Source organism: Rhizobium indicum (genome assembly GCF_005862305.2).
Taxonomy (GTDB): domain Bacteria; phylum Pseudomonadota; class Alphaproteobacteria; order Rhizobiales; family Rhizobiaceae; genus Rhizobium; species Rhizobium indicum.
The window spans coordinates 3,111,800-3,126,659 of the sequence record NZ_CP054021.1; the positions used below are offsets into that span (position 1 = coordinate 3,111,800).

The 14,860-nt window shown below is 60.9% G+C and carries 16 protein-coding genes; 6 read left to right on the forward strand and 10 right to left on the reverse strand.

Annotation, left to right across the window (positions count from 1 at the left end):
* Positions 1-12: 12 nt before the first annotated feature.
* The gene (locus FFM53_RS15230; RefSeq protein WP_138389547.1) at positions 13-1,176 is read left to right on the forward strand and encodes a CobW family GTP-binding protein; all 1,164 of its coding nucleotides are present in this window, start codon (positions 13-15) and stop codon (positions 1,174-1,176) included.
* 31 nt (positions 1,177-1,207) lie between these two features.
* On the opposite strand, the gene FFM53_RS15235 is transcribed toward FFM53_RS15230, so the two are convergent.
* The 9 genes from FFM53_RS15235 to FFM53_RS15275 all read right to left on the reverse strand — a co-directional run bounded on the left by FFM53_RS15235 (position 1,208) and on the right by FFM53_RS15275 (position 9,331).
* A complete protein-coding gene (locus FFM53_RS15235; protein ID WP_138389548.1) occupies positions 1,208-1,981 on the reverse strand; it encodes a FadR/GntR family transcriptional regulator in 774 nt (257 codons plus the stop codon).
* Between the two features lie 9 nt (positions 1,982-1,990).
* Complete coding sequence (locus FFM53_RS15240) at positions 1,991-3,271, reverse strand: TRAP transporter large permease (RefSeq protein ID WP_011653742.1); 1,281 nt, start codon at positions 3,269-3,271, stop codon at positions 1,991-1,993.
* 4 nt (positions 3,272-3,275) lie between these two features.
* A complete protein-coding gene (locus FFM53_RS15245; protein WP_138389549.1) occupies positions 3,276-3,854 on the reverse strand; it encodes a TRAP transporter small permease in 579 nt (192 codons plus the stop codon).
* 151 nt (positions 3,855-4,005) lie between these two features.
* Positions 4,006-4,983, reverse strand: a complete 978-nt coding sequence (locus tag FFM53_RS15250) for a TRAP transporter substrate-binding protein (protein ID WP_138389550.1) — start codon at positions 4,981-4,983, stop codon at positions 4,006-4,008.
* A 522-nt stretch (positions 4,984-5,505) separates the two neighbouring features.
* Positions 5,506-5,730, reverse strand: coding sequence for a sulfurtransferase TusA family protein (locus FFM53_RS15255; RefSeq protein WP_018482755.1), 225 nt, complete (start codon positions 5,728-5,730; stop codon positions 5,506-5,508).
* Between the two features lie 5 nt (positions 5,731-5,735).
* Positions 5,736-6,983, reverse strand: a complete 1,248-nt coding sequence (locus FFM53_RS15260; protein ID WP_138389551.1) for a L,D-transpeptidase family protein — start codon at positions 6,981-6,983, stop codon at positions 5,736-5,738.
* A gap of 196 nt (positions 6,984-7,179) precedes the next feature.
* Positions 7,180-8,133 carry an acetyl-CoA carboxylase carboxyltransferase subunit alpha gene (locus FFM53_RS15265; protein WP_138331713.1) on the reverse strand — a complete coding sequence of 318 codons (954 nt, stop codon included), beginning with the start codon at positions 8,131-8,133 and terminating at the stop codon, positions 7,180-7,182.
* Between the two features lie 62 nt (positions 8,134-8,195).
* On the reverse strand, positions 8,196-9,149 hold the full coding sequence (gene xerD, locus FFM53_RS15270) for a site-specific tyrosine recombinase XerD (RefSeq protein WP_138331712.1): 954 nt from the start codon (positions 9,147-9,149) through the stop codon (positions 8,196-8,198).
* 5 nt (positions 9,150-9,154) lie between these two features.
* A complete protein-coding gene (locus tag FFM53_RS15275) occupies positions 9,155-9,331 on the reverse strand; it encodes a hypothetical protein (RefSeq protein ID WP_012759201.1) in 177 nt (58 codons plus the stop codon).
* A 148-nt stretch (positions 9,332-9,479) separates the two neighbouring features.
* On the opposite strand from FFM53_RS15275, the gene FFM53_RS15280 reads away from it, so the two are divergent.
* From FFM53_RS15280 to FFM53_RS15290, 3 genes are read left to right on the forward strand one after another with little or no spacing between them, the layout of a single operon-like run.
* Positions 9,480-10,070 (forward strand): shikimate kinase, encoded by a 591-nt coding sequence (locus tag FFM53_RS15280; protein WP_003543361.1) that lies wholly within the window; start codon positions 9,480-9,482, stop codon positions 10,068-10,070.
* On the forward strand, positions 10,067-11,197 hold the full coding sequence (gene aroB / locus FFM53_RS15285) for a 3-dehydroquinate synthase (RefSeq protein ID WP_138331711.1): 1,131 nt from the start codon (positions 10,067-10,069) through the stop codon (positions 11,195-11,197). The genes FFM53_RS15280 and aroB overlap by 4 nt, the downstream gene beginning before the upstream one ends.
* Positions 11,197-12,507, forward strand: a complete 1,311-nt coding sequence (locus FFM53_RS15290) for an HlyC/CorC family transporter (RefSeq protein ID WP_138389552.1) — start codon at positions 11,197-11,199, stop codon at positions 12,505-12,507. Before aroB ends, FFM53_RS15290 begins: the two co-directional genes overlap by 1 nt.
* A gap of 47 nt (positions 12,508-12,554) precedes the next feature.
* Here the strand turns inward: FFM53_RS15290 and FFM53_RS15295 are convergent, their stop codons facing one another.
* Positions 12,555-12,839, reverse strand: a complete 285-nt coding sequence (locus tag FFM53_RS15295; RefSeq protein ID WP_171600148.1) for a BolA family protein — start codon at positions 12,837-12,839, stop codon at positions 12,555-12,557.
* A 101-nt stretch (positions 12,840-12,940) separates the two neighbouring features.
* On the opposite strand from FFM53_RS15295, the gene FFM53_RS15300 reads away from it, so the two are divergent.
* Positions 12,941-13,558 carry a J domain-containing protein gene (locus tag FFM53_RS15300; protein WP_011653732.1) on the forward strand — a complete coding sequence of 206 codons (618 nt, stop codon included), beginning with the start codon at positions 12,941-12,943 and terminating at the stop codon, positions 13,556-13,558.
* Positions 13,559-13,867: 309 nt separating this feature from the next.
* Positions 13,868-14,860, forward strand: a complete 993-nt coding sequence (cobS, locus tag FFM53_RS15305; protein ID WP_011653731.1) for a cobaltochelatase subunit CobS — start codon at positions 13,868-13,870, stop codon at positions 14,858-14,860.

Consider the following 14,860-nt stretch of genomic DNA (forward strand, 5'->3'; position numbering starts at 1 on the left):
AGGTAAAATGACATGAGCGCGCTCAACGACAGGATTCCGGTCACCATCCTGACCGGCTTTCTCGGCGCCGGCAAATCGACGCTGCTCAACCGCATCCTCAAAGATCCTGTCATGAGGGATGCGGCCGTCATCATCAACGAATTCGGCGATGTCGGTATCGATCATCTTCTGGTCGAAAGTTCCGGCGATTCGATCATCGAGCTGTCCGATGGCTGCCTCTGCTGCACCGTGCGCGGCGAGCTTGTCGATACGCTGGCGAACCTGATGGACGCCGTGCAGACGGGCCGCGTCAAACCGGTCAAGCGCGTCGTCATCGAGACGACGGGCCTTGCCGATCCTTCACCGGTCATGCAGGCGATCATGGGAAATCCCGTCATTGCCACGAATTTCGAACTCGACGGCGTCGTCACCGTCGTGGACGCGGTGAATGGGCTGCAGACGCTCGACAATCACGAGGAAGCGCGCAAGCAGGCGGCGGTCGCCGACCGGCTGATCGTCTCGAAAAAGACGATGGCCGAGGCAACGGACGGGCTGGAAAAACGGCTGCGGGCGCTCAATCCGCGTGCCGCGATGATGGATGCCGACAGCGCCGAGGCGGGCAGTGCCGCGGTGCTGGTCAACGGGCTCTACGATCCGGCGACGAAGATCGCCGATGTCGGTCGCTGGTTGCAGGACGAGGATGCACACGAGGCGCATCATCACCATCATGATGACGACCACAATCACGATCGTGATCGTGATGGCCACGGTCACCACCATCATGATCATGCGCACCAGGACCCGCACGACGTCAATCGTCACGATGCCTCGATCCGCTCGTTCTCGATCATCGAAGACAAACCGATCGATCCGATGGCGCTCGAGATGTTCATCGATCTCCTGCGTTCGGCCCATGGCGAGAAGCTGTTGAGGATGAAGGCGATCGTGTCCGTCTCCGACCGGCCGGATCGGCCGCTGGTGCTGCATGGAGTGCAGAGCATCTTCCATCCGCCGGTGCGGCTTCCCGCCTGGCCGGGGGAAGACCGGCGCACGCGCATGGTGCTGATCACCCGGGATCTGCCGGAAGCCTTCGTGAAGGATCTCTTCGACGCCTTCCTCGGCAAGCCGCGCATCGATATGCCGGATCGCGCGGCGCTCTCCGACAATCCGCTCGCTATCCCCGGTATGCGGATTTAAACCGTTGATGTTTGTTGTGGCGCGATCTTCTTCAGGTCTTGCGTTTAAGGATACTTGAAAGCCACTTGGCCTGCTGGCCGCTGAGAAGGCTGCGATAGCGCTCCTGGCTTGCCGCCAGATGGGCGCGCATGGCGGCGCGGGCGGCTTCCGGGTCCCCGGCAGAAATCGCCTTCAAAATCGCCAAATGCTCGCGCTGCAGGCCTTCCTGATAGTCACGCGACAGCGTGCTATCCGTACCCCAAGGCGAGGCGACGTCGCAGGGGATGGCCCGCATGCCAAGCGCATCGAGAACTTCGACATAATATGAATTATTGGTGGCAGCCGCGATTTCTCGGTGGAAAGCGAAGTCGCTCTTGCCGGTTGCTTCGCCGCGCTCGAGCAGCCGGTCGAATTCGAAGAATGCTTCCTGAATCTGCGCTTCCTGAGCCGCATTGCGCCGTAGCGCAGCAAGCCCTGCGCTCTCGATTTCGAGCCCCATGCGCACCTCGATTATGTTGAGTGCATGGGAAACCTTGTTGCCGACATCGGCGCTGATCGAACCGAAGGCAATCGTCGGATGGTTCTTGACGAAGACGCCGGCGCCTTGCCGCGCCTCGACGAGGCCGTCGGCGGCAAGGGTTGCAATCGCCTCACGGACAACGGTGCGACTGACGCCGAAGAGTTCGCCCATCCGGATCTCGGTCGGCAGCTTTTGGCCGGGCGCGTACACTCCGGACACGACCTGAGCACGGATGGTCGAAACGACGCCTTCGGAGAGTTTCGGCCTTCGCTCGACCCTGAAATCTACGGCTGTGTCGGTCGCCATGTCGCACTCCTATTTGAACACGCTCGGCAGCCACAGCGAAATCGCCGGGATGTAAGTGACCAGCCCGAGCACCACGATGCCCGCACCGTAGAACGGCCAGATCGAGCGCATGGCCTCCCAGACAGAGATCTTGCCGACTGCACAAGCCACGAATTGCACCGCGCCGACTGGAGGCGTGTTCAGCCCTATGCCGAAATTGAGGATCATGATCACGCCGAAATGCACCGGGTCGACACCGTAAGCCTGGGCAACCGGCAGGAAGATCGGCGTGCAGATAATGATGGTCGGCCCCATGTCCATAAACGTGCCGAGCACAAGCATGAGGACATTGAGCAGGAGCAGCACCGTCAGCGGATCATCGGCGACGCTCTTCATCCAGATCACCAGCGAGGCTGGCACCTTCAGGAAGGCCATCAACCAGGAGAAGGCGGCGGCTGTGCCGATAATCAAAAGCACCATTGCCGTCGTGCGCACGGCGCCCTGCGTGGCGTGAACGAAGTCTCTCCAACTCATCTGCCGGTAGACCAGGAGGGTTATCAGCAGCGCGTAGAGCACAGCGATGCAAGAGCTTTCCGTCGCAGTGAAGACGCCGGACCTCACCCCGCCGAAGATGATGGCGATCAGCAGCAGCCCGGGGAGTGCGACGGCGAGCAAATGAGCCACCATGACAAAGCCCGGAAAGGGTTCTGTCGGATAGCCGCGCGAGCGCGCAACGATGTAGGCCGTCACCATGAGCGCGACCGCGAGCAATAGTCCGGGTAACACGCCGGCGGTGAACAGGTCGGCGATGGAGATCTTGCCGCCGGCAGAGATCGAATAGATGATCATGTTGTGGGAGGGCGGCAGGAGCAGCGCGATCAGCGCTGCCATCGAAGTGACGTTCACCGCATAATCGGCGCCATAGCCGCGCTGCTTCATCTGCGGGATCATCAGGCCGCCGACGGCTGCGGCTTCTGCCACCGCCGAACCGGAGATGCCGCCGAACAGCGTGGCTGTGACGATGTTGACCTGGCCGAGGCCGCCGCGCACGTGGCCGACCAGTGATGCGGCGAAGGCGACGATGCGGCTGGCGATGCCGCCACGCACCATCAGGTCGCCAGCGTAGATGAAAAAGGGGATGGCGAGGAGCGAAAATACGCTCATGCCGGAATTCAGCCGCTGGAAGATGACCAGCGGCGGCAGGCCCATGTAGAGCACCGTGGCGAAGCTGGCGACGCCGAGGCAGAAGGCGATCGGCGTTCCTATCAGCATCAGGGTGGTGAAAACACCGAACAGGATCCAGAGTTCCATCGCGCTACACTTTCAATTTGACGTTCGGATCGGCATTGATGTTTTCGATCTCGACGGCGATTTCCGCCGGCAGAATCTCATCCAACGCATCGTCAATCGGTTCGCCGGCGAGGCGGAGCACGATGCGCTCCAGCGAGAAGACGACGGCAAGCACCCCGCCGCCTGCGAGCGGCAGATAGTCGAACGCGCCGGAAATACCCAGCGACGGCAAGGTTGTGTTCCAGGTCAGGCTTATGAGCGCGCCGCCGTACCAGATCATGCCAGCGCCGAAGGCGAGAATGACGACGTCCGAGATCATGCGCAGGACGCGCTTGCCGGATTTCGGCAGCACATAAAGGAGCACGTCGAAACCAAGATGATTATTCTCCCGGATACCGACGGCGGCGCCGAGGAAGATGAACCAGCTCATCAGCATGACCGAGCCCGGCTCCGTCCAACTTGGCGAGTCGTTCAGCACATAGCGGCAAAATACCTGCCAGGCGACAAAGACCGTCATCAGCACCAAGCCGGTGCCCGCAAGCCAAAGGGTGGCGTTGCTCAGGCGTGTCAGAAAATTGACGACGGGTGTCAGGTTGTTCGACATAAGGGCCTCGTCGAAATTGGGCGCTCACTCTCCCTTGCCGGGAGGAAACGAGAAAGATGTGCAGGAAACGGCGAGTGAACCGGGGTGGAGATAACCGTCCACCCCGATAACCGACGCCGCTTTCCGCAATAAAAAGGAAGGCAAGCTATGGCTATTGCACAGCCTTTACATCCTCGACCATCTTCTTCAGCACGTCGTCTTTCACGTGCTTTTCATAAACCGGGGCCATGGCGTCGATGAACCCCTGCTTGTCCGGCGTGCTGATCTGGGCGCCGAGCTTTTCGACATTGGCGCGCGATTCAGTGACCTTGGCTGACCACAGCTCGCGCTGCTTGGCGACGCTGTCTTTGGCGGCCTGTTTGAAGACCGCCTGATCCTCCGGCGTCAGCTTGTCGAACGCCGCCTTGTTCATGACGAACACCTCCGGCAGGATCGTATGCTCGTCGAGAGAGTAGTTCTTCGCTACTTCGGCGTGCTTGGCGGTGTCGTAGCTCGGGAAGTTGTTTTCCGCGCCGTCGATAACGCCCGTTTCGATCCCCGAGTAGACTTCTCCATAGGGCATCGGCGTGGCATTGGCGCCGAGGGCCGCCACCATGTCGACGAAGATATCGGACTGGATAACGCGGAACTTCAGACCCTTCATATCGGCAACCGAACTGATCGGCTTCGTTTTGTTGTAGAACGAGCGCGCGCCGGCATCGTAGAAGGCAAGCACCACGAGACCGGCCGGTTCGAACGCCTTCTTGATCTGGTCGCCGATTGCGCCGTCCATGACCTTGTGCATGTGCTCTTCCGAACGGAAGATATAGGGCAGAGCCGGAACGATCGATTCCTTCACAGTGCCGTTGAAGGGTGCCATTGACACACGATTCAGCTCGATTACGCCGGAGCGCACCTGCTCGATCGTGTCCTTCTCCTCGCCGAGCTGGGCGGAATGATAGACTTCGAGGGAATAGCGGCCCTGCGTCCGCTCCTTCAACAGCTCGCCGAAGTATTTAACGCCCTCGACTGTGGGATAACCGTCCGGATGAGTATCGGACGATTTCAGCACCGTTTGAGCGCTGGCCGCGCCACTCATGAATGAAGCGGCAACCATAAGACCGGCCGCCAGTTTAACGAAATTTTTCATGCTCTCCTCCCGTTTTGCATGACGATTAATTCTCAGAGTCGATATCCCCGGCTTTGCGACTTAGAGGAAGGTCCTCTGCACGCTTCGCCTCCTTCCAGCGATATTTCCACAATCGGGCACTGATGGTCCGGCACGAAAAGTTGCGCGAGTTGGAAGAGGCTCATCGAGACAACCAACATGGCTCAGCGGTGCCCATCGGGTTCGATGGAACAGCTGCTGACCTCTACACGCGAACACTGTCGCTCTTCTTGTGGAAACAGAAGACTTGGATCGATAGCCTCCTCTATTCTTGCCGTTCCTCCGACCGGCTCACTATGGCTAGAACCTGTAAAGTATAATGTCAACATACAAAAGCTGTGTAGTTGTATGATGAATTTTCGGCGCCACTTGGTCTCCGGCCGACAGTTGCGGAAGCGCGAGCAGGCAAGGTTGGAGATGCGGGCGACAGCCTTATGGTGAAGGCGTGCGCTTTGTAATAACCCTCAGGCTCATTCAATTAGTTTCAGTTTTGCGCGACGCTCTTTAGCGCTTGCGGATCAGGAAGCGGTGGCCGTTTTCGGTCTTTTCCGTCTCGACCAGTTCGTGGCCGTCCTCATTGCAGAAATGCGGCATATCGATCACGGCCAGCGGGTCGGTGGTGTCGACGCGAATGAGCGTGCCGCTCGCCATGGCGGCGAGCTTCTTGCGTGTCTTGATCACCGGGAATGGGCATTTCAGGCCGCGAAGATCGTAGAGAACGGGGTTCAAGCCGTTCAGTTCCTCGCCCAGAATTTCCAGAACGGCTTCTTTGCCGTGGCTTCCGCCGTTTCCTGCGGTTCGGGCGCCGCAAAGGCCAGCGGGTTCTGCATCGGCACCGGCACGACCGCAGGTGTCGCGGCAGCGACGGCCGTTGCCTGCGGCTGGGCAGAGATTGCCTGCGGCCCGGCAGGTGTTGCCGGCGTGGCGCCCGGCGCGCTCTTGGCGGCGAGGCCCTGCGCGGTGCGCTTGGCCATCATGTCTTCGAGTTCGGCGACCTTGACCATGCGGCCGGCTTCCAGCGAGGTGCCGGTCGGAGCGTAGGCAAGCTCGCGGCCCTTACGCTGCTTGGCGACCACGGCCTTGCGTTCGGCTTCGGTGGGATCGTACCAGGCCATGCCGTCAAATTTGCTCATCGCCTTGGCATAATCGGCATCGTAGGTCTTGCCGTAGGAGGCAAGGGCGGCCGTCAGCGCCGGCGGCGTCGACATTGCCGGGCATTTGCCGGCGGCATTGAAGGCGTTGCCGTCGGTTGCCTGCTGATTGAAGACGTATTTCTTCTCGCAGACATTCACCTCAGGCGGGCGCTTCGTCACTTCGAAATTGTCGTAGCCGACCTTCAGCATCTTCCAGAAGTCGTAATTGCCGTCGAGGCGATGCTTCACCATGTTTTCCGCCGTCATGCGGAAGGGGAAGGCCTGCAGCTGCACCGTCGCCTGGCCGCCCTTGAAGGCGTCGCGGGCAAAAGCGTAGATCTCCAGCACCTGCTGGTCGGTCATCGAATAGCAGCCGGAGGACGAGCAGGCGCCGTGGATCATCAGATCGGAACCGGTGCGGCCGTTCGCCGCGTCGTAGCGGTTCGGGAAGCCGGTGTTGATCGCCAGATAATATTTGGAATTGGGATTGAGGTTGGCGCGCGTCAGGTCGTAGAAACCTTCCGGCGCCTGCCGGTCGCCGGTCTTTACCTTCGGGCCGAGACGGCCGGACCAGGCGCAGATCTTGTAATCGGCGATCTTGTCGAAACGGTTGTCGGTTTTCGCCTTCCAGATCTCCATGGCACCTTCTTCCTTGAAGATGCGGATCATGATCGGCGAATTACGGTCCATGCCCTTGGCGGACATCTGAGCGAGGATATGGCTGGGAAGCGGCTGCTCGACCTTGTTCTTGACCTTGGAAAGATCGACCTGCGCGGTTTCCAACGCGTCATTGCAGCCGGACAGAGCCAGCGCCATGAGGGAGATATAGGCAAAATAACGTATGCGCATCCCAACTAGCCCATAAAGATAATGCGACCCGGTCCGCCCATGGAGTCCAGGCATCAAACGGAATCATAGACGGTTTATACTTTACAAGTCCTTACCAGCCTATGACGTGCCTGGAACATCCCCGCAAGCGCGAATGCTACAGATAACATCAATGTGGCCAAGATTTGGCCCCAATCGATGAGAAACCGAATGTCCGTTAGAGATTGCGGCCCATGGCGAGGAATTTCTGGCGGCGGTCGTTGCGCAGCTGTTCGCCGGAGCGGGGTGCCATCTCAGCCAGCGCACTGGCGATTACGTCGCCGGTTGCGGCTATCACGCTGTCGGGATCGCGATGCGCGCCGCCGAGCGGCTCGGAAATGATGCCGTCGATAACGCCGAGCGACTTCAGGTCCTCGGCGGTGATCTTCATGTTGGTCGCCGCTTCCCGGGCGCGGGTGGAATCGCGCCAGAGGATGGAAGCTGCCCCTTCGGGCGAGATGACGCTGTAGATCGAATGCTCGAGCATATAGACCTTGTTGCCGGTGGCGATGGCGATGGCGCCGCCCGAGCCTCCTTCGCCGATGACGACGGAGACCAGTGGAACCTTGACGCCGAGACACATTTCCGTTGAGCGGGCGATCGCCTCGGCCTGGCCGCGCTCTTCGGCGCCGACGCCGGGATAGGCGCCTGCCGTATCCACCAGCGAAATCACCGGCAGGCCGAAACGATCGGCCATTTCAAGGATGCGGATCGCCTTTCGGTAGCCTTCCGGACGGGGGCTGCCGAAATTGTGCTTGATGCGGCTCTTGGTGTCGTTGCCCTTTTCCTGGCCGATGACGGCGACGGGTTGGCCGCGGAAGCGGGCAAGGCCCGCCTGGATCGCGGCATCCTCGGAAAATTTGCGGTCGCCGGCAAGCGGTGTGAATTCCTGGAACAGGGTCTTGGCGTAATCGATGAAATGCGGTCGCTGCGGATGGCGGGCGACCTGAGTCTTCTGCCAGGGATTGAGCTTGGAATAGATTTCGACGATCGCCTCACGGACGCGAACCTCCAGCCGGCCGATCTCATCGGTGGTGTCGATGCTCTCGTCTTCCGTTGCGAGCTTCTTCAGCTCGATGATCTTGCCTTCGAGGTCGGAGATCGGCTTTTCGAAGTCGAGATAATTGTGCATGAGGTGCGTTTCCGTTCCTTGTGCCCGGGGCGTTTTCCTGGCTCCGCCCCATGTCGCCGGTCCTATTCGTGCTTTTTCGCCTGTTTGGCAAGGGGGTGATGCGTCTGGACAAGCTGCTGCAGCCTCTCTTCGAGGACATGTGTGTAGATCTGCGTGGTCGAAATGTCCGAATGGCCGAGGAGTTCCTGTACGACGCGCAGATCGGCGCCGTTGGCAAGCAGGTGGCTGGCAAAGGCGTGGCGCATGACATGCGGCGAGATCAGCGACGGCGTCAGGCCGGCGCGGATCGCGAGGTTCTTGAGGTCGCGGGCAAAAACCTGGCGCGGCAGGTATCCCTCCTTCGAGGCGGAGGGAAACAGCCACGGGCTTTCCTGCTGTTCCTTCACGGCTGCATTTTCGGCCGCCAGCAGGCGCCCGTAGGATTTCAGGGCTGATATTGCCGAATGCGACAGCGGCACCAGCCGCTCCTTGTTGCCCTTGCCACGGATCATCAGGAAACGGCCCTCCTGATCGAGCACGCGGGCGGGAAGCGAGACGAGTTCGCTGACCCGCATTCCGGTGGCATAGAGCAGCTCCAGCAACGCCAGCATGCGCAGGCGCTGCAACTGGCCCGGAGCCGGATCCTCGGCTTCGGCCTCGGCCTGCGAAAGCAGCCTGCCGACCTCGTCGACGCCCATCGTCTTCGGCAGCGGACGGCCCTTCTTCGGCGCGTCGAGAATGCCTGTGGGGTCGTCGGTCCTCAGGCCCTCGGCATAGAGGAACTTGTAGAACTGCCGCATGGCGGCAAGCCGGCGCGCCTGGGACGAGGGTTTGAAGCCCTTTCGGGCGAGCGAGGAGAGATAGGCGGCAAGATCGGCGGAGACGGCTTCTGTGAGCCGTATGCTGCGCTCCGTCAGGAAGGAGCGGACGTCGTCGAGATCGCGTTCATAGGATTGCAGCGTGTTGGCGGCAGCGCCGCGCTCGGCGCTCATCATCTCCAGGAAGGATTCCACATGGACGCGGCCGAGATCCACCATGCCGGTCACTTCCTGGTCGTGTCGATCGCGCCCGTCGCGGGCGGATTGACCCGCTCGGACGGAATGCGGATCGTCACGTCGCGCTGCTGCGGCTCCACGAAGGTCACAAGCGCCAGCATCGCTCCGTAGACCGTCCCGGCGAGGATCGCGCAGACGAACAGGAAACGGAACAGGGTCGGCATCCAGCAACTCCTTCATGCTCTGCTTCTGTTATAAGAAGCCTATCTGCAAGTGCAAGAAGCGGTATTCAAGCCATGATTCCCTTGTCCGCGACTTGACGCTCCATCTGCATTTGTCGATACCGTTTGCAAACAAAGTGTGAATGGACCGATGAGTGAACAACTGCTGACCGTTGCTGAAAGCTTGAAAGACAGAGCTCGCGCCGCGCTCGGTTCACGCAATCTCATCCTTGTCGGCCTGATGGGCGCCGGCAAATCCTCTGTCGGGCGCATCGTCGCCAGCCAGCTCGCCATTCCCTTCATCGACAGCGATCTCGAGATCGAGCGGGTGTCGCGCATGACGATCGCCGAGCTTTTCGCCGCCTATGGCGAGCAGGAGTTCCGGGCGTTGGAAGCGCGGGTGATCAAGCGGCTGCTGAAGAGCGGGCCGCGTGTCGTCTCCACCGGAGGCGGCGCCTTCATCAACGACCGGACGCGCAAGCATATCAAGAAGGGCGGTCTTTCCGTCTGGCTGAAGGCCGATCTCGACGTGCTCTGGGACCGGGTCGCCAAGCGCGACACACGGCCGCTGCTCAAGACCGAAAATCCGAAGCAGACGCTCGAGGGCCTGATGAATGCGCGTTATCCGATCTATGCGCAGGCCGATCTGACCGTGCTTTCGCGCGACGTCCGCAAGGAAATCATGGCCGACGAAGTCTTAAAGGCCTTGATCGAAGCTCAGAAAGAAAGTGCAGCGTCATGAATGCGATAACCTCCGCCTCCGCCATCCGAACGGTGCATGTGCCGCTCGGCGAGCGCGCCTACGACATCCTGATCGGGCCGGGGCTGATTACGCGGGCCGGCGCCGAGATCGCCTCTCGCCTCAAGGGCCGCAAGGCGGCTGTTGTCACCGATGAAAATGTCGCGCCGCTCTATCTCAAAGCCCTGGTCGCAAGTCTGGATGAAGCAGGTATCGCCTCGGCTGAGGTCGTCCTGCCGGCCGGCGAGAAGACCAAGAGCTTCGAACATCTGATGACGGCCTGCGACAAGGTGCTGGAGGCGCGCGTCGAGCGCAATGATTACGTCATCGCGCTCGGTGGCGGGGTCATCGGCGATCTTTCGGGATTTGCGGCCGGCATCGTCCGTCGCGGCGTGCGCTTCGTGCAGGTACCGACCTCGCTGCTGTCTCAGGTCGATTCCTCGGTCGGCGGCAAGACCGGCATCAATTCCCGCCACGGCAAGAATCTGATCGGCGTCTTCCATCAGCCGGACCTGGTTCTGGCCGATACGGATGTGCTGAATTCGCTGAGCGAGCGCGAATTCCGCGCAGGTTACGCCGAGGTCGCGAAATACGGGTTGATCGACAAGCCGGATTTCTTTGCCTGGCTGGAAGCGAATTGGAAAGCGGTTTTTACCGGCGGCTCCGCGCGCATCGAGGCGATTGCCGCAAGCTGCCAGGCAAAGGCCGATGTCGTCGTTGCCGACGAGCGTGAGAATGGTCAGCGAGCGCTGCTCAATCTCGGCCATACCTTCGGCCACGCGCTGGAAGCGGCGACCGCCTATGACAGTTCTCGCCTCGTGCATGGCGAGGGCGTTTCGATCGGCATGGTGCTGGCGCACGAATTCTCCGCACGGATGAACCTTGCAAGCCCGGACGATGCGCGGCGCGTCGAGCGGCATCTGAAGGAGGTCGGCCTGCCGACCCGCATGTCCGACATTCCAGGCGACCTGCCGCCGGCCGAAACGCTGATGGACGCGATCGCCCAGGACAAGAAGGTCAAGAGCGGCAAGCTTACCTTCATCCTGACACGCGGCATCGGCCAGTCCTTCGTCGCCGACGATGTTCCGGCGTCCGAAGTGATCAGCTTTCTCCGGGAAAAACACGCCTGATGTCGGTCGAAGGCGCTCTGGCATTTCTTTCGACATATTGGCCGGAGATCCTTTCGATCACGGCGCTCGTGTTCATGTCCGCCTTCTTTTCCGGCTCCGAGACCGCGTTGACCGCCGTTTCGCGCAGCCGTATCCATACGCTCGAGGTCAATGGCGACGAACGCGCCGGCCTCGTCCGGCAGTTGATCGAGCGGCGCGACCGGCTGATCGGCGCGCTGCTCATCGGCAACAATCTCGCCAATATCCTGTCCTCCTCGATCGCCACCAGCCTCTTCCTCGGGCTGTTCGGCAGTTCCGGCGTGGCGCTGGCGACGCTTGCGATGACCGTCATTCTGGTCATCTTCGCGGAAGTGCTGCCGAAGAGCTGGGCGATTTCGGCGCCTGAGCGCTTCGCACTCGCCATCGCGCTGCCGGCCAAGCTCTTCGTCGCCGTCGTCGGCCCGGTTTCCTCCTTCGTCAATGCGATCGTCCGGCAGATTCTTTCGCTGTTCGGCATCAATCTCTCACGCGAGACATCGATGCTGACGGCGCATGAGGAGCTGCGCGGCGCCGTCGATCTGCTGCACCGCGAGGGATCGGTGGTGAAGGCCGACCGTGACCGCCTCGGCGGCATACTCGATCTTAGCGAGCTCGAACTCTCCGACATCATGGTCCACCGCACCGCGATGCGGGCGATCAACGCCGACGATGCGCCGGAAGCGGTGGTGCGCGTCATCCTCGAAAGCCCCTATACGCGTATGCCGTTGTGGCGCGGCACGATCGACAACATCATCGGCGTCGTCCACGCCAAGGATCTGCTGCGGGCGCTCGCCGAGCCGAACATGGAGCCGCAGAACCTCGATATCGTGAAGATCGCGCAGAAGCCGTGGTTCGTGCCCGACAGCACCAACCTCGAGGACCAGCTCAACGCTTTCCTGCGCCGCAAGCAGCATTTCGCCGTCGTCGTCGATGAATATGGCGAGGTGCAGGGCATCGTCACGCTGGAGGATATTCTCGAGGAAATCGTCGGCGACATCTCCGACGAGCACGATATCGAAATACAGGGTGTGCGCCAGGAGGCCGACGGTTCCGTCGTCGTTGATGGCGGCGTGCCGATCCGCGACCTGAACCGCGCGCTCGACTGGAACCTGCCGGACGAGGAGGCGACGACGATCGCCGGACTCGTCATCCACGAATCGATGACCATCCCGGAAGAGCGCCAGGCCTTCACCTTCTACGGCAAGCGTTTCGTCGTCATGAAGCGGGAGAAGAACCGCATCACCAAGCTGCGCATCCGCCCGGCCGGGGAAGACGGCGCAAAGCCAGGCTGATTCTGCTTGGATCTTAGACGGCGAATGCCCATATGGGTTGCGTGCCGCTACCAGCGGGTCGGTTCATCAGGTGCAGCCGGTTCGACGGCCAGCGCATGCAGGCCGGCATCGAGCTCCGGTTTCAACAGGTCGGTGATGGCCCGGTGGCGCGCCAGCCGCGACATGCCGGCGAATTTTCCGGAAACGATCCTCACCCGCATATGGGTTTCGCCGGTGCCCGTGATATCGGGCTGGTGGCCGGCATGCAGATGGCTTTCGTCGATGACGCTCAGGCGGTCGGGCGCGAAGGCTTCGACAAGTTTTTCTTCGATGCGGGTTCGCAGGGTCATCATCCGGTCTTGCTGTTCGCGAAAAGGGTTCCTACCAAGCCAGCAACATTCCCGTTTGTCAATTCTTGTTGTCGCTTCGCGACAGCCCCATAATTAGCGCCGTCATGAGACTTGATTCCAAATATTTCGATCGCATCCGAACACGCCGCAAACGCGAGCCAGAGACAGAGCAGGCGCCGCCTACCTGTCAGTGGGACGGCTGCGACAAAAAGGGGGCGCATCGCGCTCCCGTCGGCCGCAATGCGGAAGGCCAGTTCTTTTTGTTCTGTTTCGAGCACGTCAAGGAATACAACAAGGGCTACAATTATTTCTCCGGTCTTTCGGACGGCGAGATCGCGCGTTACCAGAAAGAGGCGATCACCGGTCACCGGCCGACATGGACGGTCGGCGTCAACAAGGCGGCGAAGGACAGTCCGCTGCATTCGGAGATCCGCTCCGGCGCCTATACCCGCGTTCGCGATCCCTTCGGCTTCGTCAAGGAAGGCGGCAAGGGCAGCGGGCCGCGTTTTCCGCAGGCACGCAAGCTGAAATCGCTCGAAACCAAGGCCTTCGAAACGATGGGCCTCGACGCCAATGCGACATCGGCGGAGATCAAGAGCCGCTACAAGGAACTGGTGAAGAAACACCATCCGGATGCCAATGGCGGCGACCGCGGCTCGGAGGAGCGTTTCCGCGCCGTCATCCAGGCCTATCAATTGTTGAAGCAGAACGGTTTTTGTTAATTCCCGTCCTTGCTCTTGGGCTTCAATCGGGTATGGTCCAAATCGGCTGAGGCCGCAGGCAAACGCGGCTCATATTTGTGCGTTTTCCCGACATCGCCTCCGCCGACCTTCCGGACGCGGCGTTTCTTGTCCGGGACTCTTTCAAGAATGCTCGCACGCGGTCATTATCCCGCCGAGGTTTCGTTTCAGTCCCGGAGAGCATCGCCGACGTTCCGACCTGGACGGGCGCGGAATAAAAAACGCGGCGTCTGGGTTGCGACATGGCCTGAGACAGTATGGCCGGGTGGCATCACCCGCCTTGGAGACATGATGAGCAAGATCGACCTGGATATATCAGAACTGCCCGATACCACCGTTTCGGTCCGCGAGGCCTTCGGCATCGATTCCGACATCCGCGTTCCCGCCTACAGCAAGGGCGACGCCTATGTGCCGGACCTCGACACCGACTACCTGTTCGACCGCGACACGACGCTCGCCATTCTCGCAGGCTTCGCCCATAACCGCCGCGTGATGATTTCTGGCTATCACGGCACGGGCAAGTCCTCGCATATCGAGCAGGTGGCGGCGCGGCTCAACTGGCCTTGCGTGCGCATCAATCTCGACAGCCATGTCAGCCGTATCGATCTCGTCGGCAAGGATGCGATCGTCGTCAAGGACGGGCTGCAGGTCACCGAATTCAAGGACGGCATCCTGCCCTGGGCCTATCAGCACAATGTTGCGCTCGTCTTCGACGAATATGATGCCGGCCGTCCCGATGTGATGTTCGTCATCCAGCGCGTACTCGAATCCTCCGGTCGCCTGACGCTGCTCGACCAGAGCCGCGTCATCCGGCCGCACCCGGCATTCCGCCTGTTTGCGACCGCAAATACGATCGGCCTCGGCGACACGACAGGCCTCTATCATGGTACGCAACAGATCAACCAGGCGCAGATGGACCGCTGGTCGATCGTCACCACGCTGAACTATCTGCCGCATGATCATGAAGTGAATATCGTCGCAGCCAAGGTGAAGAGCTTCGGCAAGGACAAGGGCGGCCGCGAGACCGTTTCGAAGATGGTGCGCGTCGCCGACCTGACGCGCGCTGCCTTCATGAACGGTGATCTCTCCACCGTCATGAGCCCGCGCACGGTCATCACCTGGGCCGAAAATGCCGAGATCTTCGGCGATCTCGCCTTCGCCTTCCGCGTCACATTCCTCAACAAGTGCGACGAGCTGGAGCGTCCGCTGGTCGCCGAGCACTATCAGCGGGCCTTCGGCGTCGAGCTGAAGGAAAGTGCCGCCAATATCGTTCTCGGAGCTTGA